The organism is Pseudomonas sp. X4, assembly GCF_040784925.1.
GTDB classification, from domain to species: domain Bacteria; phylum Pseudomonadota; class Gammaproteobacteria; order Pseudomonadales; family Pseudomonadaceae; genus Aquipseudomonas; species Aquipseudomonas putida_Z.
Map to the genome: position 1 here is coordinate 2,203,258 of NZ_CP160798.1, position 25,748 is coordinate 2,229,005.

The window sequence follows — 25,748 nt, forward strand, 5'->3', positions numbered from 1 at the left end:
GAGCAGGAATTGTTCATGTCGAGACACATTTGGACACTTTCACGAACGCGCGCGAAGGGGTAGGCTTCGCGTTCATTTCGCCAGCACCTCAGAAAATGCTTCAACAATTCCTGCAGGATTTCGGCTACTTCGCCCTTTTTCTAGGCACCTTCTTCGAAGGCGAGACCATTCTGGTGCTTGCGGGATTCCTTGCGTTCCGCGGTTACATGGACATCAACCTGGTGTGCCTGGTGGCGTTTTTCGGCAGCTATGCCGGCGACCAGCTGTGGTACTTCATGGGCCGTCGCCACGGGCGCAGGATCCTGGCACGCAAACCGCGCTGGCAGGCGATGGGTGACCGGGCGCTGGACCACATCCGTCGCCATCCCGACATCTGGGTACTGAGTTTCCGCTTCGTCTATGGCCTGCGCACGGTCATGCCGGTGGCCATTGGCCTGTCCGGCTACCCGCCACGCCGCTATCTGTTGCTGAATGGTCTTGGCGCTGCCATCTGGGCAGTGGCCCTGGGCGCGGCCGCATATCACTTCGGCGCCATCCTCGAAGGCCTGCTGGGCAACGTGAAGCGCTACGAGCTATGGGTGCTCGGTGGCCTGTTGGCGCTGGGCGGCCTGCTGTGGCTGCGCCGGCGCTTCCGCACTTTGCGCGCGGAGCGCAAGGCGGCGGGCAAGGCCCAGGCCCCAGAGGCTGAGCAGGCTGTAAGCCACGAGCAGCAACCAGGCCAGCGGCACGACCACCGCTAGGCCCAGTGCGCCGGCCAGGTACAGCGCCGGCGCATTCGCCAGCAACCGTACCAGCTCCAGGCGCACGGCCCATGGCCGGTTCTCCAGCAACGCGCCCAGCACGAACAAGCCAAACGCCATCAGCGCCCAGCCGAGTACCAGGGCGGCGGTTGGCACGCGTTCGGCCACCTCCATCAGATAGCTGCCCAGCGCCACGTAACCCACGAATTGCGCCGCCACATAGGCCTGCTGCGCACGGCCCAGGGCAACCTCGAACTTGCGAAACAACGCCAGGTCCTGCTTGGCCTGCGGGTAGCGTGCAGCCACATCGGCCGGGCGCCAGCCGGTGGGCATGAACCAGATGCGCAGTTTGTCCCACAGGCTACCGGCGCGACGGGCGTCGTGCCAGAGCTGGGCATAGAACTGCAGGTTGGCCCACAGCGGGTTCCAGCTGGCCAGCGGCGTGGTCACCCCGAACACCACCGGCTCGGCCGGGTCTTCCTCTTTGAAGGTGCCGAACAGACGATCCCAGAGAATGAACACGCCGCCGTAATTGCGATCCAAGTAAGCAGGATTTTGCGCATGGTGGACGCGATGGTTGGATGGCGTGATCAACACCCACTCAAGCCAGCCCAGCTTGGGAATGTGCCGGGTATGCACCCAGAACTGGTACAGCAGGTTGAGCGACGCCACCGTGATGAACACCAGCGGCGGCACACCGAGCAACGCCAGCGGCAGGTAGAACAGCCACGAGAAGATGAACCCGCTGCTGGTCTGGCGCAGCGCCGTGGTGAGGTTGTATTCCTCGCTCTGGTGATGCACCGAGTGCGCAGCCCACAGCACGTTGCGCTCATGGCCAAGACGATGCAGCCAGTAGTAGCAGAAGTCGTACAGGACAACGGCCAACAGCCACACCCACCAGGCCTGCGGCGGCAGGCGCAGCAACGCCATGTGCTCGAACGCCAGGGCATAGGTCACCAGCCCCACCCCTTTGGTCAGCAACCCGGTACTGGTCGACAGCGCACCGGTGCTGAGGCTGTTGATCGAGTCAGCCAGGGTGAAGTTGCGCTGGCCGCGCACACGGTCGGCCAGCAGTTCGACGGCGATCAGCACGAAGAAGAACGGCACGGCCAGCAGGATCAGGTCCATGGGTACGACCTCAGGTGTTATCCGCCAAGATTAGGCCGCGCTTGCAGGAATCCCTATGGCTACATCTGCCAAACTAGAGGACATTTAGCGCCTCGACACTGGAGTAAAAAGCATGACAAAAAAAGTAGCGGTGATTCTTTCCGGCTGTGGCGTTTATGACGGCGCCGAAATCCACGAAAGCGTGATCACCCTGCTGCGCCTCGACCAGCGTGGTGCGCAGGTGCAGTGCTTCGCGCCGAACATTGCGCAGATGCATGTGATCAACCACCTGACCGGCGAGGAAATGCCCGAATCGCGCAATGTGCTGGTGGAGTCGGCGCGCATTGCCCGCGGCGAGGTCAAGGACATCCGCGAGGCCAAGGCCGAGGACTTCGATGCGCTGATCGTGCCGGGCGGTTTCGGGGCGGCGAAGAACCTGTCCAACTTTGCCGTGGAAGGCGCCAACTGCAGCGTCCACCCGGATGTGCTGGCCTTGGCCGAAGCCTTTGCCGATGCCTGCAAGCCGGTTGGCCTGATCTGCATCTCGCCGGCGCTGGCGGCGAAGATCTACGGGCCAGGCGTGGTCTGCACCATCGGTACCGACGCCGGCACTGCGGCGGCCGTGACGAAGATGGGTGGCACCCATGAAGAGTGCGATGTACACGATATTGTCGAGGACACCCAGCGCAAGCTGGTGACCACCCCGGCGTACATGGAGGCCAAGTCGATCAGTGAAGCGGCTGGCGGGATCTACAAGCTGGTGGACCGGGTGCTGGAGCTGACGCACGAGTAACGGGTGCAAGATTCAGAATCTGACGCGGTCCCCGTGGGAGCGGCCTTGTGTCGCGAAAGGGCCGCAGCGCGGCCCCGGCAATTTATGCGGCGAAGCTGAAATCCTGGGGCCGCTTCGCGGCCCTTTCGCGACACAAGGCCGCTCCCACACGTCGTGTCCATCCCGCCAGCCGGGTCGCTTCAGGGTTTGGACAACCGGGCAATGATCCGGTCCAGCGCATTGGCAAACGCCTGCTTCTCGCGCTCGCCATAAGGCGCCTGCCCTCCCCCCACCTGGCCCTGCTCGCGCAGCTCGGTGAACAGGTTGCGCGCCGCCAGCCGATCACCCATGTTGCGCTCGTCGAACTCGCGCCCGCGCGGGTCCAGTGCCGCCACGCCCTTTTTCACCAGGCGGTCGGCCAACGGCACGTCACTGCAGATCACCAGCTCGCCAGGCACGGCGTGCTCCACCAGGTAATCATCGGCCGCGTCCATGCCACTGGGTACCACGATCAGGCGCACGATCGCGAACGCCGGCTTGGCCACAGCCTGGCCCGCCACCATCACTACCTCGAACTTGCGCTTGAGGGCGAACTTGACGATCAGATCCTTGGCCGCCTTGGGGCAGGCGTCGGCATCGATCCACACACGCATCGGAAAACCTCGCAATCAGCTTGAGGCCCCCATCATGCCTCAAGCGCAACGAAAGCTGCAGCCGCCGCCCACGTGCGCTGGGAAAATGGCGCCAATATTTCAATTGCCGCTTATCCGACCCCGCCACTCAGGCTACACTCGCCACAGCTCCGCTGGCCTGCCCGAGTGCGCAATGAACCACCCCCACGAAATCCGCCCCGACCTGGACGAAGGCATCGACCGCAAGGTCCTGGCGACATTGCGTGCGCGCTTCCTGCGGCTCAACCAGGGCCGGCTGCAGCGGGCCCTGGAGGGCCTGTCGACGCGCCAGCAACAGGTGCTGACGCTGCTGCCGCTGCTGTTTCATGTGAACCACCCGTTGCTGCCGGGCTATGTCTCCGGCAGCACCCCCGCCGGCGTATCGGGCTACGAGCCAAGCGCCGACCTGGTAGTCGAGGCCCAGCGCCTGGCCCGCTCGTTCACCTACAAGGCCCGCCATGGCAACCCGCCGCGGCCGATCCACGGCCTGTTCCTGATGGGCAGCCTGGGCTCGCTGGCCCAGGCCGAGCACAGCGACATGGACCTGTGGGTGTGCCATGCACCCGGTCTGGCCGACGAGCTGCTGGGCGAGTTGCGCCGCAAATGCCAACTGCTGGAGGCATGGGCGGAAAGCCTGGGTGCCGAGGCACACTTCTTTCTGATCGACACGCAAGGTTTCGCCCAGGGCCAACGCGAGGGCCAGCTCGGTTCCGACGATTGCGGCACCACCCAGCACTACCTGCTGCTGGACGAGTTCTACCGCACTACTATCTGGCTGGCCGGGCGCACGCCACTGTGGTGGCTGGTGCCGGTCTACCAGGAAGACGATTACCACACCTATACCCAGACCCTGCTGTCCAAGCGTTTCATCCGCAGCCAGGACGCCCTCGACCTCGGCAACCTGGCGCACATTCCGCCCGGCGAGTTCGTCGGCGCCGGCTTGTGGCAACTGTTCAAAGGCATCGACTCGCCCTACAAGTCGCTGCTCAAGCTGCTGCTGACCGAGGCCTATGCCAGCGAACACCCCGCCGTACGCTGCCTGAGCCTGGACTACAAGCAGGCAGTGTTCGCCAACCAGCTCGACCTCGACGAGCTGGACCCGTACGTGATGGTGTACCGGCGCATCGAGCGCTACCTGCTGCAGCGTGGCGAACATGCGCGCCTGGAGTTGGTGCGGCGCAGCCTGTACCTGAAGGTGAACAAGAAGCTCAGTGACCCGGCCCGGGCCAATGGCTGGCAACGTCGGCTGTTGCAGCGCCTGGCCGACGAGTGGGGCTGGGACGAGCGCCAGTTGGCCCTGCTGGACAGTCGCAACCAATGGAAAGTGCAGCAGGTTGCCGTCGAGCGCCGCGAGCTGGTGGCCGAACTGAACCACAGCTACCGCTTTCTCAGCCAGTTCGCCCGCACTCAGAACGCCAGCAGCCGCGCCGACCAGCGCGATCTCAATGTGCTGGGCCGGCGCCTTTACGCGGCCTTCGAGCGCCGCGCCGGCAAGGTCGAAGTGATCAACCCCGGTATCGCCCCGGACCTGGCCGAAGGCACCCTGACCCTGGTCCAGGCGCCTAACCGCAAAGAGCCCGGCAGCCACCACTGGGAGCTCTATACCGGCAACCTGAGCCCCCATGAGGTGGACCACTTCAGCCCGCTCAAGCGTTGCCGCGAACTGCTCGAGCTTCTGACCTGGGCCCATCGCAACGGGGTGATCGACAGCAGCACGCGCCTGGCGCTGCACCCGGGTGTCAGCGACCTCAGCGAATTCGAGCTGTTCAACCTGGTCGGCTGCCTGCAACAGAGCATCCCCCTGCCCTTGCCGACCGTCAGCGAAGTGCGCCTGCTGCAACCCAGCGTTGCCGACGAGGTGCTGCTGCTGGTCAACGTCGCCATCGACCCACTGCGCCACCACCGCGACCTGAACATCCTGATGACCACCGAGCGTACCGACTCGTTGAGCTATGCAGGCGTGCGCGAAAACCTGGTCCTGACCCTGGACCAGGTCACCCTCAACAGCTGGAACGAGGTATTGGTCCAGCGCTATGACGGCGAGCACGCGCTGGTGCGCTGCCTGCGCGACTTCCTCAACAGCCCCGTGCTGCGCGGCCACCGGCCGAGGGTGCGGGTGCGCTGCTTCTGTCACAGCCGCGCGCAGGCCATCGGCCAACGCGTGGAGGAAATCTTCGACACCGTGCAGCTGCTGCTGGACCAGGGCCTGAACCACCGCTACCTGCTGCAGGTGGCCCAGCACACCCATGTGCTGGAGCTGCTGGCCGGGCATGTCGGCCTCACCACCCTGGCCGAGCACGAGGCGCTGCTGGACCACCTGGGCGAAGAGCGTAGCGCCTACAGCCCGCTGTACCTGGACGCCAACGCCCTGCAGGACCACGACCTGCACCTGGTGCTGGAGCAGGGCCGGCCGGCCTGCATCCAGGTGTTCTACCGCCTGCAGGGTGGCTGGGCCGAGCTGTACGTGCTGGATGAATACAATGCCCTGTGGCAGCAACGCCTGCCTCTGCACGACGAAGCCCACTTGCTGTTGCCGCTGCAGCGCTTTCTGCGTTCGGTGGTGATGCGCCGTGATGCCCGGCTGCCGCTGGACACCCAGCGCGCGGCCTCACTGGACATCCACTACGCGCAACTGTTGCCTTCCGGGCCAGGCAAGGCGCGCAGCGTCGAGCCGCGCCAGGCCCCGCTCGAGGGTAGCGACCAGCCTTACTATGAGGTGCAGGCGATCATCCAGGCCGGGGTGGCGGGTGCGGCGCACGTGACGCTGTATTGCGACCAGCAGGAGTTTTCCGAACTGGAGCATGGTGAACAGCTGTATGCGGTAGCGGCCCGGCAAATCCTCGGGCAGCGACATGGTGCAGGACAGTACCGCTGCTACATCACTGACCTGGATTTGTCCGAGTTGCTGGATGACCAGCTGGGGTCGACGCAGCTGTACCTGCGCTACAAGCGGGAGCTGGAGCAGGCTTTGAACGAGGGGTTGGAGCAGGTTTTGGCAGAAGGATCCTGAGTTGCCGGGGGACACATGTGGGAGCGGGTTCACCCGCGAACACCGGCGAAGCCGGTGCCATACACCGCGTCGCCTTCTTCGCGGGTAAACCCGCTCCCACAGCGGCCCCCTGGCCCTTACAGGTCGAAATCGCCCGCCGCTTCCGGCTGGTATTCCACTTCCAGCAGCTTCAGCTTGAGGGTCTTGCCCCCCGGGGCCGGCCAGTCGATCTGCGCGCCCACCGACAACCCCAGCAAGGCGCAACCGATCGGCGCCAGGATCGAGACCTTGCCTTCCGGCCCGGCATCCTTCGGGTACACCAGGGTCAGGTGGTAGTCCTTGCCGCTGGCTTCCTCACGGCAGTGCACGCGCGAGTTCATGGTCACCACTCCAGCCGGGACTTCCTCGTGACCGACCACCTGCTCGGCGCGGTCCAGCTCGTCCTGCAGGGCGAGCACACCCGGCGTACTCTCGTCGAGGCTGTCGATCAGACGCTCCAGACGTTGTACGTCCAATCGGGTGAGGATGAGGGAAGGCTTGGTGCTCATGATCCAGTCAGACTCCTTTGAACAGGCGGTTTTCATCGTGCAGATAAAGCAAAACCCCGCCCAAGGGCGGGGTTTGTGAAGGCTTTGGCGTCACCGACGCAGAACCCGACGTTACCACAGCCGGGTAAATACTCAAGCCCCTGCGATCAGTGTGCCTTAGCCTGGTCGCGCAGGGCCTGGGCCTCGCGGCAGATCTGCCGGCGCCGTTCGTCATCGGCCGAACGCCATTCGCGGATGTGCTCGACATGCCGGTGGCAACCCGTGCAGACCCGCTGTTCGTCCAGCCGGCAAACGCTGATGCAGGGCGACGGTACTGCGGGGCTGACGTTGCTGTAGAGCGGCTTGGGCGGCCGGGCCTGGGTGCTGCTCATGTCAGATCTCGTCGAAGTCCAGCTTCTCGCCGGCCCGCTCCCAGACGATGCGCTCGAGCATTTCGCCCAGCAGCTCCTCGCTCTTCTCGCACACCCACTTGCCGCTGTCTTCGTCGTAGTCGAAGTGGAAACCGCCGGAACGGTCGGCCAGCCACAGCTGGCGCAGCGGCTCCTGGCGGCTGAAGATCAGCTGGGCGCCGCCTTCGAACTTGACGGTGAGGACGCCAGCGGAGTTCTCCATGTCCAGGTCCAGGCCGCTCTCGTCGAACAGGTCTTCCAGGGCCTGTTGGGTCGCGTCGACCAGATCATGGAAACGCGCTTCACTCAAACTCATTGCAGGAACCTCGAAATTGGCTGCGTTACAGGCAAGCCCGGCAAGATACGGGCGCTTGCCGCCGAATGCAAAGGTTTAGCCGCTACCTTCACTTGCCCCTTCGCGGCTAAAGCCGCTCCTACAGGTACTGCACATGGCGTGAGGCCGATGCGGTCGAGGTGGGAGCGGCTTCAGCCGCGAAAGGGCCCTTGCAGGCGGTAAGAATAGCCCGCCCGGCGGGCCGGCCCTCGCATAGGCAAGCCGTCGGTCGCTCGGTATACTCGGGCGCAATACTGCATATTTCTAAGGATTTCACCCATGAAGCGCCTGATTTCCTCCCTCGCGGCGCTGGTCGCTGTTGCCTGCCTCGTTTCGGCCTGCGGCCAGAAAGGCCCGCTGTATCTGCCAGAAGACGGCGATAACGGCAAAGCGCACAAGTCGCACCAGCACCAGCCAAAAGCCAAGCCGGCCCCGGTACAAGAGCAGCAGCCGGAGCTCGAGCCCGAGCAGTCGCCAACGCAGTAAGGAAACCAGATGAACGCTTTCAACTACCGCGACGGCGAGCTGTTCGCGGAAGGCGTGGGCCTGTCGGCCATCGCCGAACGCTACGGCACCCCGACCTACGTGTACTCGCGCGCCCACATCGAGGCCCAGTACCGTAGCTACACCGACGCCCTGCAAGGCACCGAGCACCTGGTGTGTTTCGCGGTCAAGGCCAACTCCAACCTCGGCGTACTGAACGTGCTGGCGCGCCTGGGCGCAGGCTTCGACATCGTCTCCGGCGGTGAGCTGGAGCGCGTGCTGGCCGCTGGCGGCCGTGCCGACCGCGTGGTGTTCTCCGGCGTCGGCAAGACCCGCGACGACATGCGCCGTGCCCTGGAAGTCGGCGTGCACTGCTTCAACGTCGAATCCACCGACGAACTGGAGCGCCTGCAAGTGGTGGCCGCCGAGATGGGCAAGGTTGCCCCGGTCTCACTGCGGGTCAACCCGGACGTCGACGCCGGCACCCACCCGTACATCTCCACCGGCCTGAAAGAGAACAAGTTCGGCATCGCCATCGCCGACGCCGAGGCCATCTACGTGCGCGCCGCGCAGCTGCCGAACCTGGAAGTGGTCGGTGTCGACTGCCACATCGGTTCGCAACTGACCACCGTCGAGCCTTTCCTCGATGCTCTCGACCGCCTGCTGGTGCTGGTCGACCGCCTGGCCGAGTGCGGCATCCACCTGCGCCACCTGGACCTGGGTGGCGGTGTCGGCGTGCGTTACCGCGATGAGGAGCCGCCGCTGGTGGCCGACTACATCAAGGCGATCCGCGAGCGCGTCGGCGACCGCGACCTGGCCCTGGTGTTCGAGCCGGGCCGCTACATCGTGGCCAACGCCGGCGTCCTGCTGACCCGCGTGGAATACCTCAAGCACACCGAGCACAAGGACTTCGCCATCATCGATGCGGCGATGAACGACCTGATCCGCCCGGCCCTGTACCAGGCCTGGATGGGTGTCAGCGCGGTCAAGCCACGCGCAGGCGAAGGCCGTGCCTACGACCTGGTCGGCCCGATCTGCGAGACTGGCGACTTCCTCGGCAAGGACCGCGTGCTGAACCTGGCCGAAGGTGACCTGCTGGCCGTACAGTCCGCGGGCGCCTATGGTTTTGTCATGAGCTCCAACTACAACACCCGTGGCCGTTGCGCTGAAATCCTGGTCGACGGCGACCAGGCCTTCGAAGTACGCCGCCGCGAGACCATCGCCGAATTGTACGCTGGCGAAAGCCTGCTGCCGGAGTAAGCCCATGCTGCTGCGTTTTACCAAGATGCATGGGCTGGGCAACGACTTCATGGTCCTCGACCTGGTCAGCCAGCACGCGCACATCCAGCCCAAGCACGCCAAGCAATGGGGTGACCGCCACACCGGCATCGGCTTCGACCAGTTGCTGATCGTCGAGGCGCCGAACAACCCGGAAGTGGACTTCCGCTACCGCATCTTCAATGCCGACGGCTCCGAGGTCGAGCAGTGCGGCAACGGTGCGCGCTGCTTCGCCCGCTTCGTGCTGGACAAGCGCCTGACCGCGAAAAAGCGTATCCGCGTGGAAACCAAGAGCGGCATCATCGAGCTGGACGTGCAGAACGACGGCCAGATCAGTGTCGACATGGGCCCACCGCGTTTCATCCCTGCCGAAATCCCCTTCGTCGCCGACGAGCAGGCGCTGAACTACCCACTGGAAGTCGACGGCCAAGTGCATTCGATTGCCGCCCTGTCCATGGGTAACCCGCATGCCGTGTTGCGTGTCGACGACGTGCGTACCGCCCCTGTGCACCAGCTGGGCCCGAAGATCGAAAACCACCCACGCTTCCCGCAGCGGGTAAATGCCGGCTTCCTCCAGGTCATCGACCGCCACCGCGCCAACCTGCGTGTGTGGGAACGTGGTGCGGGCGAAACCCAGGCCTGCGGCACCGGCGCCTGCGCCGCCGCCGTGGCGGCGATCAGCCAGGGCTGGATGGACTCCCCAGTGTCCCTCGACCTGCCCGGTGGCCGCCTGCACATCGAATGGGCCGGCCCCGGCAAGCCCGTGCTGATGACCGGCCCGGCCGTACGCGTCTACGAAGGACAGGTTCGTCTCTAAGCGAGTAACCGCCATGACCGATCAGCCCCAGGTTGTACCCCAGCAGTCCGCCGAGCTCGATGCTGAAGCGGTGGTCGCCTACCTGCGCGCCCACCCCACCTTCTTCGCCGAGCACGACGAGCTGCTGATCGAACAGCGCATCCCGCACCAGCGTGGCGACAGCGTGTCGCTGGTGGAGCGCCAGCTCAAGCTGCTGCGCGACCGCAACATCGAGATGCGCCACCGCCTGTCGCAACTGATGGACGTGGCCCGCGACAACGACCGGCTGTTCGACAAGACCCGCCGGCTGATCCTCGACCTGCTCGACGCCGGCAGCCTGGAAGAAGTGGTGATGGCGGTCGAAGACAGCCTGCGCCAGGAATTCCAGGTGCCCTTCGTCAGCCTGATCCTGTTCGGCGAAAACGTCGCGCCGGTCGGGCGCTGGGTCAGCAACGCCGAAGCGCAGCAGGCCATCGGTGCCCTGCTGGGCGGCGGCAAGACGGTCAGCGGCAACCTGCGCGAGCACGAGCTGGCCTTCCTGTTCGGTGAAGAACAGCGCCGGGAAGTGGGCTCCAGCGCCGTGGCTGCCCTGGAATACCAGGGCCTGCACGGGGTGCTGGCGATCGGCAGCCGCGACCCGCAACACTACAAGAGCAGCGTCGGTACCTTGTTCCTTGGCTACATTGCCGAGGTACTTGGCCGCGTTGTGCCACGCGTTACCCAGACCCTGCGCCCGGTACGCTGATGGAACGCCAGCTGGAGGCTTATTGCGCACACCTGCGCAACGAGCGCCAGGTGTCCGAGCACACCCTGCTGGGCTACCGTCGCGACCTCGACAAGGTGGTCGCCTACTGCAAGGAGCACGGCATTGCCGATTGGCAGGCGCTGCAGATCCAGCAGCTGCGCCAGCTGATCGCCCGCCAGCACCACCACGGCCAGTCCTCGCGCAGCCTGGCCCGGCTACTGTCGGCGGTGCGTGGCCTGTACCGCTATCTCAACCGCGAAGGCCTGTGCCAGCACGACCCGGCCAGCGGCCTGAGCGCGCCCAAGGGCGAACGCCGGCTGCCCAAGGTGCTGGACACCGACCGCGCCCTGCAACTGCTTGATGGCGGTGTCGACGATGACTTCATCGCCCGTCGTGACCAGGCCATCCTCGAACTGTTCTATTCGTCGGGCCTGCGCCTGTCCGAGCTGACCAACCTCGACCTCGATCACCTGGACCTCGCCGCCGGCCTGGTGCAGGTGCTGGGCAAGGGCGGCAAGGCCCGCGTGCTGCCGGTCGGCCGCAAGGCCCGCGAAGCGTTGCAGGCCTGGTACCGCCTGCGCGGCATCGGCAACCCGCGCGACCGCGCGGTGTTCATCACCCGCCAGGGCAACCGCATCAGCCCACGGGCCGTTCAGCAACGGGTGAAGGCAGCCGGTGAGCGCGAGCTGGGCCAGCACCTGCACCCACACATGCTTCGCCATTCCTTCGCCAGCCACGTGCTGGAATCGTCCCAGGACCTGCGCGCAGTGCAAGAGATGCTCGGCCATGCCGACATCGGCACCACGCAGATCTATACCCACCTGGACTTCCAGCACCTGGCCGCGGTGTACGACAGCGCCCACCCTCGGGCCAAACGCAGCAAAGGCACAGACTCATGAGCATCAAGCTGATCACCTTCGACCTCGACGACACCCTGTGGGATACCGCGCCGGTGATTGCCAGCGCGGAAGTCGTGCTGCGCGACTGGCTCGAAGCCAACGCCCCAATCCTTGGCGGCGTGCCGGTGGAGCACCTGTTCGCCATTCGCGAGCGCCTGGTGCAGGCCGAACCCGGTCTGAAGCACCGCATCAGCGCCCTGCGCCGACGGGTGCTGTTCCATGCCCTGGAAGAAGTCGGCTACAGCGAAAAGCATGCGCAGGAGCTGGCCAACGAAGGTTTCGAAGTATTCCTGCATGCCCGCCACCAGGTGGAGATTTTCCCGGAGGTGCAGCCGGTGCTGGAGATCCTGCGCCATCACTACACCTTGGGCGTGGTCACCAACGGCAATGCCGACGTGAGCCGGCTGGGGCTGGCGGACTATTTCCGCTTTGCCCTGTGTGCCGAGGACCTCGGCATCGGCAAGCCGGACCCGGCGCCGTTCCTCGAAGCCCTGCGCCGCGGCGACGTGGAAGCCAGCGCGGCGGTGCACATCGGTGACCACCCGGGCGATGACATCGCCGGCGCCCAACGTGCCGGGCTGCGCGCGGTGTGGTTCAACCCGCAGGGCAAGGCGTGGGCAGGCGAACAGGCGCCTGATGCCGAGATCCAGCGCCTGTCGCAGTTACCCGACATCCTCGCGCGCTGGCGCTGACAGGTACTGCACAGCCCTCGAAGCCTGCGCGGCCCGTTGTAGGAGCGGCCTTGTGTCGCGAAAGGGCTGCGAAGCAGCCCCAGCAATTCGTGCATCTACGCGAAAACCCTGGGGCTGCTTCGCAGCCCTTTCGCGACACAAGGCCGCTCCTACAGGGACCGCGTCAACCTGGCCTGAACAGTAGGCACAAAAAAGCCCGCAGCGACGGCGGGCTTTTTTTCGATCAGCCACTCAGATAGGGCGGCTGCCGTACTTGTTGTCCGGCTTCTTGGGCGGGTCGGCGACCACGTTGGCCTCGACTTCCTGAACCTTGCCGCCACGAGCAAGGAACTCTTCCATGGCCTTGGCCAGGGCGTCACGCTCCTTCTGCTTGGCTTCCATGCTCGGCATCTCGTCTACCGAGACCGCGGCCTTGGATTTGCCCTTGGCAGCGGGTGCCGGGCTGCTGTCGTCATCGCCAGCGTCTTCGGCGCCGTCATCAGCTGCCGCTTCGAGGCCTTCATCGCCCTCGTCTTCGTCGCCTACTTCGAGGTCATCATTTTCCAGATCGTCGTCGCTCATGTTCTACCTCATGACTTGCGAAAAGCAGGTTAGTTATAGACCAGTGCAGCCGTAGACCGGCAGCCACCAGTGAAAATTCAACTGGCCGTGGGTTAGGCCACTGCCCTAGGGTCGGCGCTCCTGATGGGAGGCGGCACCCAGCAGGCCCTGCTCCTGGCAGGACCTGACAAATCCTTTAGCCCCTGCTGGCCACACGCTATTGGCAAGCCTAGCAAAGGCTGGCGAAGCGTGTGGACTACTCGTCAAACACCCTTCGGCGCGCATTCTAGCGCGCCAGCAGAAAAAGCAAAGCACCATGAATGCTCTGCGTTTTGTAAGATTTCCGCCTACGTCGCGAACGTGTCGGATAAACCGTTTGCCGTGCGGGAAATGCTAAAAATCTGGCAAAAAAATGCCCGGCAAGCCGGGCAAGTTTTTACCGCGTCGCAGTTACAGGTTGTAGCCGCGCTCGTTGTGCTGAGCCAGGTCGAGGCCGACCGACTCTTCTTCTTCGCTGACCCGCAGGCCCATCACCACATCCAGCACCTTGAGGATCACGTAGGTGACGATGGCGGTGTAGACCACGGTGAAAATCACGCCCTTGGCCTGGATCCAGACCTGCATGCCGATGTCGGTGACGGCACCGAAGCCGCCCAGCGCCGGGGCTGCGAACACGCCGGTGAGGATGGCGCCGATGATACCGCCGATGCCGTGCACGCCGAAGGCGTCCAGCGAGTCGTCATAGCCCAGCTTGCGCTTGAGGCTGGTGGCGCAGAAGTAGCAGACCACACCCGAGACCAGGCCGATCACCAGGGCACCCATCGGGCCTACGGTACCGGCAGCCGGGGTGATGGCGACCAGGCCGGCGACCACGCCCGATGCGATGCCCAGGGCGCTCGGCTTACCGTGGCCGATCCACTCGGCGAACATCCAGCCCAGGGCCGCGGCGGCGGTGGCAATCTGGGTCACCAGCATGGCCATGCCGGCGGTGCCGTTGGCGGCAGCGGCAGAGCCTGCGTTGAAGCCGAACCAGCCGATCCACAGCATGGCCGCGCCCATCAGGGTGTAGCCCAGGTTGTGCGGGGCCATCGGGGTGGTCGGGTAGCCCTTGCGCTTGCCCAGCACCAGGCAGCAGACCAGGCCCGCGATACCGGCGTTGATGTGCACCACGGTGCCGCCGGCAAAGTCCAGCACGCCCCAGTCCCACATCAGTGCACCGTCACCGCTCCAGACCATGTGCGCGATCGGCGCGTAGACCAGGGTGAACCAGATGCCCATGAACACCAGCATCGCGGAGAACTTCATGCGCTCGGCGAAGGCACCGACGATCAGCGCCGGGGTGATGATGGCGAAGGTCATCTGGAAGGTGATGAATACTGCTTCAGGGAACAGCGCGGCAGCCGAGGTCAGGTTCGAGGGCGTGACGCCGCTGAGGAACGCCTTGGAGAAGCCGCCAACGAAGGAATTGAAGTTGAGCACGCCCTTTTCCATACCAGTGGTATCGAAGGCCATGCTGTAGCCGTAGACGACCCAGAGAATGCTCATCAGGCCAGTGATTGCAAAGCACTGCATCATCACCGACAGCACGTTCTTGGAACGCACCATGCCGCCATAGAACAGGGCCAGGCCCGGAATGGTCATGAACAGCACCAGCGCCGTTGCGGTCAGCATCCAGGCGGTGTCGCCGGAGTTCAGCGCTGGGGCAGCTTCCTCGGCCAGGGCAAGCCCGGGCATTACGAGGGACAATAGGGCTCCTAGCCCTGCGATCTTACGCAGAGTCATGTTGTTTTCTCCTGGGGCGTTGGGTTTGGTGAGGCTTTGTTGCTGCTTAGATCGCGTCGGTATCGGTTTCGCCGGTACGGATACGGATCGCCTGCTCCAGATTCACCACGAAAATCTTGCCGTCACCGATCTTGCCGGTGTTGGCTGCCTTGGTGATGGCTTCGATTACCCGATCAAGGTCCTTGTCATCGATGGCGACATCGATCTTCACCTTGGGCAGGAAATCGACCACGTATTCAGCACCGCGATACAGCTCGGTATGGCCCTTCTGCCGACCGAAGCCTTTGACTTCGGTGACGGTGATGCCCTGCACGCCGATTTCCGACAGCGACTCGCGCACGTCGTCCAGCTTGAACGGCTTGATGATGGCTGTGACTAGCTTCATGAAACTCTCTCCCGATTTGGTGGACTTGCCCCAGGAAAACAAACCCGTCTCAAGTCTAAGCGCAGCGCTTGGCTTTGTAACGCGTCGTCGGCATCCGGCTCCGCGTGCGCACTGCCTGGTCACAAGGAACTGCATCAGTGCATGGCTCGCAGTGGTCTTTGCAGAAACCTTGCCAGTTCCGTCAAAGCTCGGGAAAACAGCGAGTTATGTGAATCAGTCGGGCTTGGCCAGTCGCCAGCATGCGCAACATGCACAATTTCGGTGCATCCAGACCTGGCGCATTGCTCGAAAAATGTGCAACTGCGTGGCGAGGGCGAATGATTTTTGTGGGAGCGGCCTTGTGTCGCGAAAGGGCCGCACAGCGGCCCCGGCAATGCATGCTGCGCAACCGATATCCCGGGGCTGCTGCGCAGCCCTTTCGCGACACAAGGCCGCTCCCACAAGGGACCAATGTGCAATCAAGGGCCAGGTTCGCCCGTGCTACACTGCCGGCCATTTCCCAGTATCAGTGGACAGCCCCATGCTCGCGCCCAAAGCCCTTCTCGATGCCCTGAGCGACCAGGCCTCGCGCCTGTTCAGCAGCGATACCGCCCAGCCCCGCGCCGAACTGGAAAGCCAGTTCAAAGTGCTGATGCAAGGTGCCTTCAGCAAGCTGGACCTGGTCAGCCGCGAAGAATTCGACAGCCAGATGGTCGTCCTGGCGCGCACCCGCGCACGCCTCGAAGCCCTGGAAAAACAGGTAGCCGAGCTGGAAGCACGACTGAATCCAGCCCCGCAGGATGAATGAATGCGCAAGGGCATGAAAATACAGGGTAACGCCCTAGCCTGAAAAACCACGACGCACACTTGTAGCTCCGGCCCGGGCCGCGCTGGCTATGCTTGCCAAGCCGCAGGAAGCGGCCCTTTTCAGCGACAACGGAGCGTCCATGTCCCTAGCCCTCGTCCACAGCCGCGCCCAGGTGGGCGTGCAGGCACCGGCGGTCAGCGTCGAAACCCACCTGGCCAACGGCTTGCCCCATCTCACTCTGGTCGGTCTGCCGGAAACCACGGTCAAAGAGAGCAAGGACCGGGTACGCAGCGCCATCGTCAACTCCGGGTTGAACTATCCGCAGCGGCGCATCACCCAGAACCTCGCCCCCGCCGACCTGCCCAAGGATGGCGGGCGCTATGACCTGGCCATTGCCCTGGGTATCCTCGCCGCCGATGGCCAGGTACCAACGGCCACCCTTGCCGAGGTCGAATGCCTGGGCGAACTGGCGCTATCTGGCAAGTTGCGCCCGGTGCAGGGCGTGCTGCCCGCGGCACTGGCGGCACGCGAAGCAGGCCGGGCGCTGGTGGTGCCACGGGAAAACGCCGAGGAAGCCAGCCTGGCAGGCGGGTTGGTGGTGTATGCGGTGGGGCACCTGCTGGAGCTGGTCGCCCACCTGAACGGCCAGGTGCCGTTGCCGCCGTATGCGGCCAACGGCCTGATCCTGCAGCAACGCCCGTACCCGGACCTGAGCGAGGTGCAGGGCCAACTGGCTGCCAAGCGTGCACTGCTGCTAGCGGCGGCCGGGGCGCACAACCTGTTGTTCACCGGGCCTCCCGGTACCGGCAAGACCTTGCTCGCCAGCCGCCTGCCGGGGCTGCTGCCACCGCTGGACGAGCACGAGGCACTGGAAGTGGCGGCGATCCAGTCGGTCAGCGGCCATGCGCCTCTGAGCAGCTGGCCGCAGCGGCCTTTTCGCCATCCACACCACTCCGCCTCCGGCCCGGCGCTGGTCGGCGGCAGCAGCCGGCCGCAACCGGGCGAAATCACCCTGGCCCACCATGGCGTGCTGTTTCTGGACGAACTGCCGGAATTCGAGCGGCGCGTGCTGGAGGTGTTGCGCGAGCCGCTGGAGTCGGGCGAGATCGTGATTGCCCGGGCCCGCGACAAGGTGCGCTTCCCGGCACGTTTCCAACTGGTGGCGGCAATGAACCCCTGCCCTTGCGGCTACCTGGGCGACCCCACTGGCCGCTGCCGCTGCAGTACCGAGCAGATCGCGCGGTATCGCAACAAGCTGTCCGGGCCGCTGCTGGACCGTATCGACCTGCACCTGACCGTGGCCCGGGAGAGCACCACGCTGAACAACCAGCCCTGCGGCGAGACCAGTGCCGATGTGGCGGCCAAGGTAGCCGAGGCACGTGAACTGCAACAGCGGCGGCAAGGGTGTGCGAATGCGTTTCTCGACCTTGAGGGGTTGCGCCGCCATTGTGGCTTGGCAGCGGCGGACCAGGCCTGGCTGGAGGGGGCCTGTGAACGGCTGAACCTGTCGTTGCGCGCGGCACACCGGTTGTTGAAGGTGGCGCGGACGCTGGCGGATCTGGAAGGTAGCCAGGCAATTGGCCGGGCGCATCTGGCCGAGGCCCTGCAGTACCGGCCGGGGAGCAGTTAGATTGCCGGGGCTGCCTTGCAGCCCATCGCCGGCAAGCCAGCTCCCACCCCGACCGCATCGGCCTCAAGCCATGCGCAGTCCCTGTAGGAGCCTGGCTTGCCAGCGATGAGGCCAGTACAGACAGTGCAAGACAGTTTCTCCCACACCGAATACATCGGCCCAAAGCCTAGTGCAGTCCCTGTAGGAGCGGGCGAGCCCGCGAAGGGGCCGGGACAGGAATACCTTACTGGCTGCCCAGCAAAGCATCTTCAACCACCTTCAGCAGCACCTCTTCAGAAAACGGCTTGCCCAGGCAGACCAACGCCCCAAGCGCCATCGCCGCCCGCACCGCCCCTTCATCCCAATGCGCCGACATGCAGATCACCGGCAAACGCCACTCCAGCCGGGCCAGTTCGCGCTGCACCGCCAGCCCGCTCATTCCAGGCATCCTCAGGTCGAGCAGCACACACCCCGCTTGCCGCGCCAGTGCCGAGGCCAGGAACAGGTCCCCTGCAGCAAACGACAAGGTCTCGAAACCTGCCGAACGCAGCAGGTTGGCCAGGCTTTTGCGCACCGACGCATCGTCGTCGACGATGCACACCGCTCTGCTCATGCGCCGCCCAGGCCCTCAGGCTGCGCCCCGATGACGTTGTGCATGGCCACCAGCTCCAGCAGCGAGCGGGACTGCATCTTGTTCATGATGTTCTTCTTGTGCACCTTGGTCGTCACCTCGCTGGTGCCGATCTGCTTGGCGATCTGCTTGTGCGACAGGCCGCCAACCACCAGCGAGAACACCTGGCGCTCGCGCTGGGTCAGGCGCTGGTACTTTTCCTCGACCTGCCGCGCATGGTGCCACCTGCGCCCTTCGGCCACGGCACGCGTGCGCACCGCCTGCAGCAGTGTCAGCAGCTGGTCTTCGTCGAACGGTTTGGTCAAAAACTCTACGGCCCCGGCACGCATGGCCTGGACGGTCATCGGGATGGTGCCGAAGCCGGTCATGAACACGACCGGCCAGGGCAGCGCCAGCCGGCGCAGCGCGTCTTGTACCTCCAGGCCGCTGGTATCGGGCAGGTGCATGTCCAGCAACAGGCAGGCATAGGGGGTTTCCAGGCGGGCCTCGAACAACGCCTCGGCACTGGCGAACAAATGATGCGGAATGTCCTGCGAGCGCAGCAGGCGGCCTAACGCCGTACGCACCGACGGGTCGTCATCCACCACCAGCACCGGCACGTTCAAGTGCTCATCGAACAACTCGACAGTGTCGGCCACGGCGCACAGCGGCGATTTGCCCAACGCCTCGCCAGGCACCTCGAGGCTGATCTCGGCGGCCAGGCGATAGCCCCGGCGCGGCACGGTCTGGATCAGGCCACGGTCGCCAAAGGCCTTGCGCAGCAAGGACACCTGCACCTGCAGGTTGTTGTCCTCGACCACCGTGCCGGCCCACACCTGGCTGAACAGCTCGTCCTTGCCGACCACCCGGCCCTTGGCCTTGATCAGCGTCGCCAGCACCTCGAAGGCACGCCCGCCCAACAGGATCGGCTTGCCATCAACAAAGGCTTCGCGCCGCTCCAGCGACACCTGGGCATTACCTATTCGGATCATGGCTTCCTCGCGCGGGCATGGGCGTTTCCCAGCCCCGGGCAGCCTAGGCCAGCGTACGCCTTCAGACAATTATCCCGAGGGATAGGTTGGCCCGAGGACTATACAAAAGCCCGCCAGCCCCCAGGGGACGATAACGGACAACAGCGTACCCGTTCCTGCCAAGCAGTCTGCAGCCCGCATCCGTGCTGGGTTCGCTGCGTATACTCGCGCGTCAGGATGTCGCTAGCAGGGGTGCCTTATGCTCGATGAACGCCTTGCCCACAGGCCCATCGATTACGACCAGTCCGTCGACGAGGGCTGGCTGAACCGGTGCGACATCAGCGCGCTGGGCCAGGAAGGTGAGCTCAGCTACTTCCGCCTGCGCGACCCTGCCACCCACCAGGCCTGGATCGCCGTGCGCGCCCCCCGCGAGGCCCCCGCCGCCTGCCAGCGCCTGGAACGTGACTACCGCCTGCAACTCGACCCGCAGTGGGCGGTGATCCCCTCGGCGTTCGTGCGTTCGGCCGAAGGCCCGCTACTGGTGTACCCGGCCGGCCGCTCCATCGCCGACCTTATCGCAGAAGGCCCAGCAGCCCTGACGCCGTTTCTCGATATTGCGGTAAACGCGGCCACTGCCTTGGCCCAGGCCCACGAACGCAATGTGCTGCACGGCGCGCTGCAGCCCGAACATGTGTGCCTGCACACCAACCAGCGAGTGCGGCTGGGCTGCTTTCGCGCCGACCCGGCGGAGCTGATCAGCGAACAGGGCACCGCGCTCGGCAACTGGGCGTACCTGGCGCCGGAACAGGTCTGCCCACATGGCAGCAGCAGCGACCGACGCACCGACATCTATGCCCTGGGTGCGATCCTCTACCAGCTACTGCTGGGCGAATTGCCGCTGGCCGGACGCGACACCCAGCACTGGCGCCAGCTGCATGCCGGCGTGCAGCCACGAGCGGCCTGCGAAGTGGACAGCAATGTGCCGCAACCTCTCAGCCGGATCCTGGCCAAGGCCTTGGCCAAAGAGCCGGACGCCCGCTACCAGAGTGCGCGCGCCCTGGCGGTGGACCTGGCCCATTGCCAGCGGCAGTGGGCCGCCAGCAAGTCCATGGAGGCCTTCGAACCAGGCTGTGCCGACCCGGTCACGCCCGACCGAGCACGCCTGTATGGCCGCTGCGCCGAGCAAAAGGCCATCGCCCTGCTGCTCAAGGCCCTGCGCCGTGACAGCAAGCCACAGGCCCTGTTCATCAATGGGGCTACCGGCATGGGCAAGTCGAGCCTGGTCGAGGCAGCACTCAAGGCCAACGCCCAGGGTTACTGGGCCACCGGCAAGTGCAGCGGCGTTGCCCAGGCCGTGCCCTACGCGCCCTGGGTCGAAATTCTCGGCGCGCTGACCACCCAGTTGCTGGCCAAGAACAGCCAGGACCTCGACACCCTGCGCCGCGAGATCCTGCGCCGCATCAAGGGCCACGGCCGGCTGCTCGGCAAGCTGGCGCCAGACCTGCAACTGGTCCTCGGCCCCCTGCCCGAATTGCCGGCCAAGCCCACGCGCCTGGCGCTGCAGAAGGAGCTGCGGGCGATCGTCGAATTCCTGCAGGTGTTCAGCCGCCCCGGCCAGCCGCTGGTGCTGTTCTTCGATGACCTGCAGTGGGTAGACGACGCCAGCCAGCAACTGCTGGCGCAACTGCTGGCTCACGCGCCCGGCAACCTGTTGCTGATCTTCGCCCGGCGCAATGATGCGCCAGCCAGCAGTACACCCCTTGCCCTGCCTGCAGCGGTGCGCAGCACCACGCTGAACCTGCGGCCCCTGGCGGTGGGCGCGGTGACCGAGCTGATCGGCGAGCGCTACCATGTCGGCCCCGAGGATGCATTGCAGGTGGCCGAGCTGGTGCACGACAAGACGGCGGGCAACCCGTTCTTCATCAATCAGATTCTCCGGGCCCTGGTCGAGGACCAGCTGTTCACCTTCGACACCCAGGCCATGCGCTGGTCATGGTGCCTGAAGGCCGTGGCCCGCCACCGCTATTCCGACAATGTCGCCGACCTGATGATCCACCGCCTGGCGCGCCTGCCAGAGCCGCAGCGCGACCTGCTGCGAGTGGCCAGCGCTGCGGGCAGCCGCTGCGATGAACGCCTGCTTCAGCAGGTGCTCTCTCAAGTGCCCGGCGAACCGTTGAAAGCCCTGATTGGCGCGGGTTTCCTGCAATCGGGCCAGAACGGCCTGGGCTTCGCCCATGAGCGGGTGATGGAAGCCGCGTACGCTCTCACGCCCGCGCGCGAGCGCGCCCAGCTGCATGCAAATATCGCCCTGGCCATGCGCCAGGCCTGGCCGGGGCGCCTGCACGAGGCACTGTTCGAGCTTGCCAACCAGCTGCAACGCGCCAGCCCATGCGGGTTTGCAGCGGATGACTGCGAAGCGTTCCTGCAGCTTTTACGCGAAGCCGCAGCACGAGCACGCGACGGCGGCGCTTTCGAACAGACAGCTGGCTACCTGCACACGGCCGAGCAGTTGCTGCACCACGGCGCAACGCTGGAAAGCCGCGCCACGCATGGCTTTGCCATCGCCTGCATGGCGACCGAGTGCGATATGCAACTGTCGCGAATGATCGCGGCCGAGGCCCGCATCACTGAATGCCGCCAGCGCGCTCGCTCGGCGTTGGACCAGGCGCGGGTGTGCCGCCTGCAGGCGCTGCTGTGCACCTTGCGCGGCGACTATCAGGCGGCCATCGACAGCGCCATATCCGGCCTGGACTTGCTAGGTATAAGCCCGGTGCGGGGTGTCGACTGGCAACAGGTCGAGGCCAGTCATGCCCATGTACAGGCCTTGGTCGAACAGAAAGGCCGCCACTGCCTGGAGTCGCTGCAGCGCACCGATTCGGAGGAAGTGACGGTTGCCATCAGCCTGCTGGCCACCCTGTCGTCATCGTTTTTCGTAAAGGACGACATCTGCTTCCTGCACCTGGCCAAGCTCATGGAGCTGTCGCTGCTGCACGGCGTCGCCCGGGGCAGCACCTACGGCATGGCCTGGTACGGGGTGATGATTGCCGAGCGCTTCGGCGCCTACCATGATGGCCATGCTTGCTGCCTGGCTGCGCTCAAGCTGATAGAACGACACGGTTTCGACGCTGACTTGACCAGCGCGCTGCTGGCCCTGGACCAGGTCAGCGCCTGGACCTCGCCCATGGAGTTCGCCCGCCGTACCGCGCTGGATGCGGTCGACTCAGGGCGCGTGAGCGGTGACCTGGCGATGAGCTGCTATGCCTGCAACCACCTGGTTTCCGATTCGCTGTTCATGGGCCGCTACCTGCCGGACGTGGTGGAGGAACTGGCGCAAGGCCTGGCCACCGTGCGTCGCTACGGTTACCGCGACATCGAGCAGATCCTGCAGGCCCAGCAAGCGTTCGTCGCCAAATTGAGCGGCACGCCCTGCCCGGCCTCGGCCACAGCCTCGAAATCGCCTACCACGCGGTTCTTCCAGTACCTGATGGCCGGCATGTGCGACTTCTACCTGGGCAATATTCCGCAGGCCATGCGCAACCTGGCACTGGCCGGCGACAACACCTGGGCGGTACCGGCGCACATCAACCTGGCCGACTATCACCTGTTCCGCGGCCTGGCCCTGGGCAGCCCCGAGGCCATTGGCAGCCTTGCCGACAAGCTGCGCGAGCTACACGCCCTGCGCGAGCGCTTCGGCCGCTGGGCCGGCTTCAACCCGGCCACCTTCCGCAACAAGCTGTTGCTGATCGAAGGCGTGATCGCCAAGCTCGAAGGCGACGGCCTGGCCGCCATCCGCTGCTTCGACCAGGCACAGATCGCCGCCACCGCCGCCGGTTTCATCCACGAGCAGGCGCTGGCCCACGAACAGCTGGCCGAGGTATGCATCCCCAGCGGGCTGATCTCCGGCGCCAACCTGCACCTGCGCATCGCCCGCGACTGTTTCCATATCTGGGGCGCGACCGGCAAGGTGCACCAGCTGGAGGCTTTGCACCCGTTCCTGCGCACCCAGCCGATCCAGGAAAGCCACCGCGCCACCCACCAGGCCAAGCTCGACCTGGAAGCCGGCATCGAGGCAGCACGGGCGCTGTCCGAGGAAGTGCTGCTCGAGGGCCTGATCGAAACCCTGATGGGCCAGCTGACCCAGCATTCTGGCGCCGACCACGGTGCGCTGCTGATCGTCAGCGGTGCCGAATTCCAGATGGCGGCCCTCGCCTACATCGACGACGCCGGGCTGCACGTGAGCATGGACGACTGCCAGAAGTTCATGACCCAGGCGCCGCTGTCGATCATCAACGCCACCATGCGCACCAAGAAGCCCCTGGTGCTCAACGATGCCCAGAGCGATTGCCCCGAGGCCTTCCGCCAGCAGTTGCAGGCGCGCAAGGCCCGTTCGGTGCTGTGCCTGCCGCTGGTGATCCAGGGCGTGCTTATCGGCCTGGTGTACCTGGAAAACCGCCTGGTCCCGAACCTGTTCGGCAGCCAGCGCCTGGCCATGCTGGAAATACTCGCCTCGCAGGCGGCGGTGTCGCTGCAAACCGCCAAGTTCTACACACGCCTGGCCGAAGACAACCAGACCCGCGCCCAGATGGAGGCCGAGTTGCGCCGCTCCCGCGCGGAGTTGGCGCGCACGGCGCATCTGCAGGTGATGAACGAGCTGTCCGCGTCCATCGCCCATGAGATCAGCCAGCCGCTGCTGGGCATCGCCTCCAACGCCGCTGCCAGCCTGCGCTGGCTGAAGCGCGCCAAGCCCGACCTGGACGAGGCCATTGCCGGCCTGGAAGACATCCGCAACGACAGCGAACGGGCCGCCAACATCGTGCGTGCACTGCGCTCGCTGGCCAAGCAGTCACCGATGCAGCTCAAGGTAGTGAAGCTGGACGAACTGATCCGCGAAGTGGTGCGCCTGACCTCGGCCGATGCCGCCAAGGGCACGGTGGATGTGCAGATGCGCTTGCAGGCGGGGGTGAGCGTGATGGCCGACCCGGTGCAGTTGCAGCAGTTGGTGTTCAACCTGATTACCAATGGCCTGGAGGCGCTGGCGGGGTATCGCAGCGATGGGGTGCTGCGGATTGCGTCGGCGGTGGTCGGGGATGGGGTGGAAATCTGCGTGGACGACAACGGGCCGGGGATCGCAGCGGATGAGCGCGAGCGAGTGTTCGATGCGTTTCATACCACCAAGATCGGCGGCATGGGGATGGGCTTGGCGATCTGCAACTCGGTGGTGCAGGCCCATGGTGGGCAGTTGCAGGCGCTGGGGTCAGAGCTGGGGGGGTGTCGGATTCGCTTTACGCTGCCTGTGAATCCTTCTTGAGCCTGTACCGGCCCTTTCGCGGGTGAACCCGCTCCCACAGGGATAGTGCACAGCCTGAGAACTGCACGGTTCCTGTGGGAGCGGGTTCACCCGCGAAAGGGCCGGTACAGGCTTACATCAACGGGCGCTCAGGGCCGCATAGCTGTTCATCAGGTTGCGGTAGTTGGGAATGCGCTGCGACAGCAGGTTACCCAACCCTTCGATGTCATTGCGCCAGTCGCGGTGCAGCTCACAGGCCACCGAGAACCAGTTCATCATCTGTGCACCCGCCTGGGTCATGCGCACCCAGGCCGCCTGCTGCACGGTTTCGTTGAAGGTGCCCGAAGCATCGGTCACCACGAACACTTCAAAACCTTCCGCCAGCGCCGACAAGGTCGGGAACGCCACGCACACATCGGTCACTACGCCAGCGATGATCAGCTGCTTGCGGCCAGTGGCCTTGATCGCCTTGACGAAGTCTTCGTTGTCCCAGGCGTTGATCTGGCCAGGGCGGGCAATGTACGGCGCATCCGGGAACATCTCTTTCAGCTCGGGCACCAGCGGGCCGTTCGGGCCTTGCTCGAAGCTGGTGGTGAGAATGGTCGGCAGGCCGAAGAACTTGGCCAGGTCGCCCAGGGCCAGCACGTTGTTCTTGAACTCGTTGGGCGAGAAGTCCTGCACCAGTGAAATCAGGCCGGTCTGGTGGTCGACCAGCAGCACCACGGCGTCGTCTTTGTTCAGGCGCTTGTAATCGGGTTGGCTCATCGGGGTGACTCCTTGGGTTGGGAAAACGGGCCGGCACTGTCCACAAGGGGCTATACCGGCGGATAGGTTCGGCTTAAGGATGGGCCTGCGCCTGGCGCCAGGCCTTGGGCGGCTGGCCGACCAGGCGGCTGAAGGCACGGGTGAAATGGGCCTGGTCGCAGAAGCCGCATTCCAGGCTCACGTGGGTGATCGGCGCCTCAGTGGCGAGCAGGCGCTTGGCCTTTTCCATGCGTGCCAGCAGGCGCCAGGCCTGGGGCGAGAGGCCGGTGTTGACCTTGAATGCGCGGGAGAAGTGGCTGCGGGTGAGGTTGCATACCCCGGCGATTTCGATGATCGACAACGGGCTGTGCAACATCAGTTCCTTGGCCCGGCGCAACCGTGCTGGCGTCAGTGCGCCGGGGGGTTGCAACGGTGCTTGGGGCGTCCCGGGGTGCATGGCGACTCTCCTGTTCAATGCAGAAAGTCTCGCCCCCGGCACATGACAAAGTCCTGAGCCAAACCTGAATTGTTGTTAATTGCGCGCTGCTGGCCCTGGCTGTTTTACCGATACCTTAAGATGCGTTTCGTAT

The 25,748-nt window shown here is 65.1% G+C and carries 23 protein-coding genes and 1 pseudogene; 12 read left to right on the forward strand and 12 right to left on the reverse strand.

Annotation, left to right across the window (positions count from 1 at the left end; all coding sequences use genetic code 11):
- Positions 1-95 precede the first annotated feature (95 nt).
- Positions 96-740 carry a DedA family protein gene (locus ABX298_RS09670; RefSeq protein ID WP_085704029.1) on the forward strand — a complete coding sequence of 215 codons (645 nt, stop codon included), beginning with the start codon at positions 96-98 and terminating at the stop codon, positions 738-740.
- A gap of 549 nt (positions 741-1,289) precedes the next feature.
- On the opposite strand, the pseudogene ABX298_RS09675 reads toward ABX298_RS09670, so the two are convergent.
- A pseudogene (locus tag ABX298_RS09675) lies at positions 1,290-1,868 on the reverse strand (sterol desaturase family protein); the annotation flags it as partial.
- A 112-nt stretch (positions 1,869-1,980) separates the two neighbouring features.
- Here ABX298_RS09675 and elbB point away from each other — a divergent pair.
- Positions 1,981-2,640, forward strand: a complete 660-nt coding sequence (gene elbB / locus ABX298_RS09680; protein WP_025341066.1) for an isoprenoid biosynthesis glyoxalase ElbB — start codon at positions 1,981-1,983, stop codon at positions 2,638-2,640.
- Positions 2,641-2,819: 179 nt separating this feature from the next.
- Here elbB and ABX298_RS09685 read toward each other — a convergent pair whose 3' ends face one another.
- Positions 2,820-3,272: a YaiI/YqxD family protein gene (locus ABX298_RS09685; RefSeq protein WP_013974739.1), complete on the reverse strand. Its 453-nt coding sequence runs from the start codon at positions 3,270-3,272 to the stop codon at positions 2,820-2,822.
- Positions 3,273-3,444: 172 nt separating this feature from the next.
- Between ABX298_RS09685 and ABX298_RS09690 the strand changes: the two genes are divergently transcribed.
- Positions 3,445-6,300 (forward strand): class I adenylate cyclase, encoded by a 2,856-nt coding sequence (locus ABX298_RS09690; RefSeq protein WP_367394350.1) that lies wholly within the window; start codon positions 3,445-3,447, stop codon positions 6,298-6,300.
- Positions 6,301-6,416: 116 nt separating this feature from the next.
- Here the strand turns inward: ABX298_RS09690 and rnk are convergent, their stop codons facing one another.
- The 3 genes from rnk to cyaY all read right to left on the reverse strand — a co-directional run bounded on the left by rnk (position 6,417) and on the right by cyaY (position 7,532).
- A complete protein-coding gene (gene rnk / locus ABX298_RS09695) occupies positions 6,417-6,827 on the reverse strand; it encodes a nucleoside diphosphate kinase regulator (RefSeq protein WP_025341069.1) in 411 nt (136 codons plus the stop codon).
- A gap of 146 nt (positions 6,828-6,973) precedes the next feature.
- On the reverse strand, positions 6,974-7,198 hold the full coding sequence (locus ABX298_RS09700; RefSeq protein ID WP_013974742.1) for a DUF1289 domain-containing protein: 225 nt from the start codon (positions 7,196-7,198) through the stop codon (positions 6,974-6,976).
- A 1-nt stretch (position 7,199) separates the two neighbouring features.
- Positions 7,200-7,532, reverse strand: coding sequence for an iron donor protein CyaY (cyaY, locus tag ABX298_RS09705; RefSeq protein ID WP_004575827.1), 333 nt, complete (start codon positions 7,530-7,532; stop codon positions 7,200-7,202).
- A 297-nt stretch (positions 7,533-7,829) separates the two neighbouring features.
- Here cyaY and ABX298_RS09710 point away from each other — a divergent pair, with 297 nt between their 5' ends.
- From ABX298_RS09710 to ABX298_RS09735, 6 genes are read left to right on the forward strand one after another with little or no spacing between them, the layout of a single operon-like run.
- Complete coding sequence (locus ABX298_RS09710; protein ID WP_367394351.1) at positions 7,830-8,036, forward strand: lipoprotein; 207 nt, start codon at positions 7,830-7,832, stop codon at positions 8,034-8,036.
- A gap of 9 nt (positions 8,037-8,045) precedes the next feature.
- Positions 8,046-9,293: a diaminopimelate decarboxylase gene (lysA, locus tag ABX298_RS09715; protein WP_075046726.1), complete on the forward strand. Its 1,248-nt coding sequence runs from the start codon at positions 8,046-8,048 to the stop codon at positions 9,291-9,293.
- Positions 9,294-9,297: 4 nt separating this feature from the next.
- Positions 9,298-10,128 carry a diaminopimelate epimerase gene (dapF, locus tag ABX298_RS09720; RefSeq protein ID WP_286100750.1) on the forward strand — a complete coding sequence of 277 codons (831 nt, stop codon included), beginning with the start codon at positions 9,298-9,300 and terminating at the stop codon, positions 10,126-10,128.
- A 13-nt stretch (positions 10,129-10,141) separates the two neighbouring features.
- Complete coding sequence (locus ABX298_RS09725; RefSeq protein ID WP_015272252.1) at positions 10,142-10,852, forward strand: DUF484 family protein; 711 nt, start codon at positions 10,142-10,144, stop codon at positions 10,850-10,852.
- Positions 10,852-11,751: a tyrosine recombinase XerC gene (xerC, locus tag ABX298_RS09730; protein ID WP_013974746.1), complete on the forward strand. Its 900-nt coding sequence runs from the start codon at positions 10,852-10,854 to the stop codon at positions 11,749-11,751. Before ABX298_RS09725 ends, xerC begins: the two co-directional genes overlap by 1 nt.
- Positions 11,748-12,443 (forward strand): HAD family hydrolase, encoded by a 696-nt coding sequence (locus ABX298_RS09735; protein WP_038410237.1) that lies wholly within the window; start codon positions 11,748-11,750, stop codon positions 12,441-12,443. Before xerC ends, ABX298_RS09735 begins: the two co-directional genes overlap by 4 nt.
- A 231-nt stretch (positions 12,444-12,674) precedes the next feature.
- On the opposite strand, the gene sutA is transcribed toward ABX298_RS09735, so the two are convergent.
- The 3 genes from sutA to glnK form a co-directional block, all read right to left on the reverse strand.
- A complete protein-coding gene (gene sutA / locus ABX298_RS09740; RefSeq protein WP_013974748.1) occupies positions 12,675-13,004 on the reverse strand; it encodes a transcriptional regulator SutA in 330 nt (109 codons plus the stop codon).
- A 429-nt stretch (positions 13,005-13,433) separates the two neighbouring features.
- The gene (locus ABX298_RS09745) at positions 13,434-14,765 is read right to left on the reverse strand and encodes an ammonium transporter (RefSeq protein ID WP_025341075.1); all 1,332 of its coding nucleotides are present in this window, start codon (positions 14,763-14,765) and stop codon (positions 13,434-13,436) included.
- 46 nt (positions 14,766-14,811) lie between these two features.
- Positions 14,812-15,150 carry a P-II family nitrogen regulator gene (gene glnK, locus ABX298_RS09750; RefSeq protein ID WP_002555808.1) on the reverse strand — a complete coding sequence of 113 codons (339 nt, stop codon included), beginning with the start codon at positions 15,148-15,150 and terminating at the stop codon, positions 14,812-14,814.
- 520 nt (positions 15,151-15,670) lie between these two features.
- Between glnK and ABX298_RS09755 the strand changes: the two genes are divergently transcribed.
- Together ABX298_RS09755 and ABX298_RS09760 are read left to right on the forward strand one after the other, a co-directional pair.
- Positions 15,671-15,937 carry an accessory factor UbiK family protein gene (locus ABX298_RS09755; RefSeq protein ID WP_025341076.1) on the forward strand — a complete coding sequence of 89 codons (267 nt, stop codon included), beginning with the start codon at positions 15,671-15,673 and terminating at the stop codon, positions 15,935-15,937.
- Positions 15,938-16,076: 139 nt separating this feature from the next.
- On the forward strand, positions 16,077-17,567 hold the full coding sequence (locus ABX298_RS09760; RefSeq protein ID WP_286100753.1) for a YifB family Mg chelatase-like AAA ATPase: 1,491 nt from the start codon (positions 16,077-16,079) through the stop codon (positions 17,565-17,567).
- Positions 17,568-17,790: 223 nt separating this feature from the next.
- On the opposite strand, the gene ABX298_RS09765 is transcribed toward ABX298_RS09760, so the two are convergent.
- Positions 17,791-18,159: a response regulator transcription factor gene (locus ABX298_RS09765; RefSeq protein ID WP_075046733.1), complete on the reverse strand. Its 369-nt coding sequence runs from the start codon at positions 18,157-18,159 to the stop codon at positions 17,791-17,793.
- Positions 18,156-19,148 (reverse strand): response regulator, encoded by a 993-nt coding sequence (locus ABX298_RS09770; protein ID WP_075046734.1) that lies wholly within the window; start codon positions 19,146-19,148, stop codon positions 18,156-18,158. The genes ABX298_RS09765 and ABX298_RS09770 overlap by 4 nt, the downstream gene beginning before the upstream one ends.
- A 238-nt stretch (positions 19,149-19,386) precedes the next feature.
- On the opposite strand from ABX298_RS09770, the gene ABX298_RS09775 reads away from it, so the two are divergent.
- On the forward strand, positions 19,387-24,435 hold the full coding sequence (locus tag ABX298_RS09775) for an AAA family ATPase (RefSeq protein ID WP_367394352.1): 5,049 nt from the start codon (positions 19,387-19,389) through the stop codon (positions 24,433-24,435).
- Positions 24,436-24,552: 117 nt separating this feature from the next.
- Here the strand turns inward: ABX298_RS09775 and ycaC are convergent, their stop codons facing one another.
- Positions 24,553-25,179: an isochorismate family cysteine hydrolase YcaC gene (gene ycaC / locus ABX298_RS09780; protein WP_004375560.1), complete on the reverse strand. Its 627-nt coding sequence runs from the start codon at positions 25,177-25,179 to the stop codon at positions 24,553-24,555.
- Between the two features lie 73 nt (positions 25,180-25,252).
- Positions 25,253-25,615 carry a helix-turn-helix domain-containing protein gene (locus tag ABX298_RS09785; protein WP_084785302.1) on the reverse strand — a complete coding sequence of 121 codons (363 nt, stop codon included), beginning with the start codon at positions 25,613-25,615 and terminating at the stop codon, positions 25,253-25,255.
- Between the last annotated feature and the right edge of the window lie 133 nt (positions 25,616-25,748).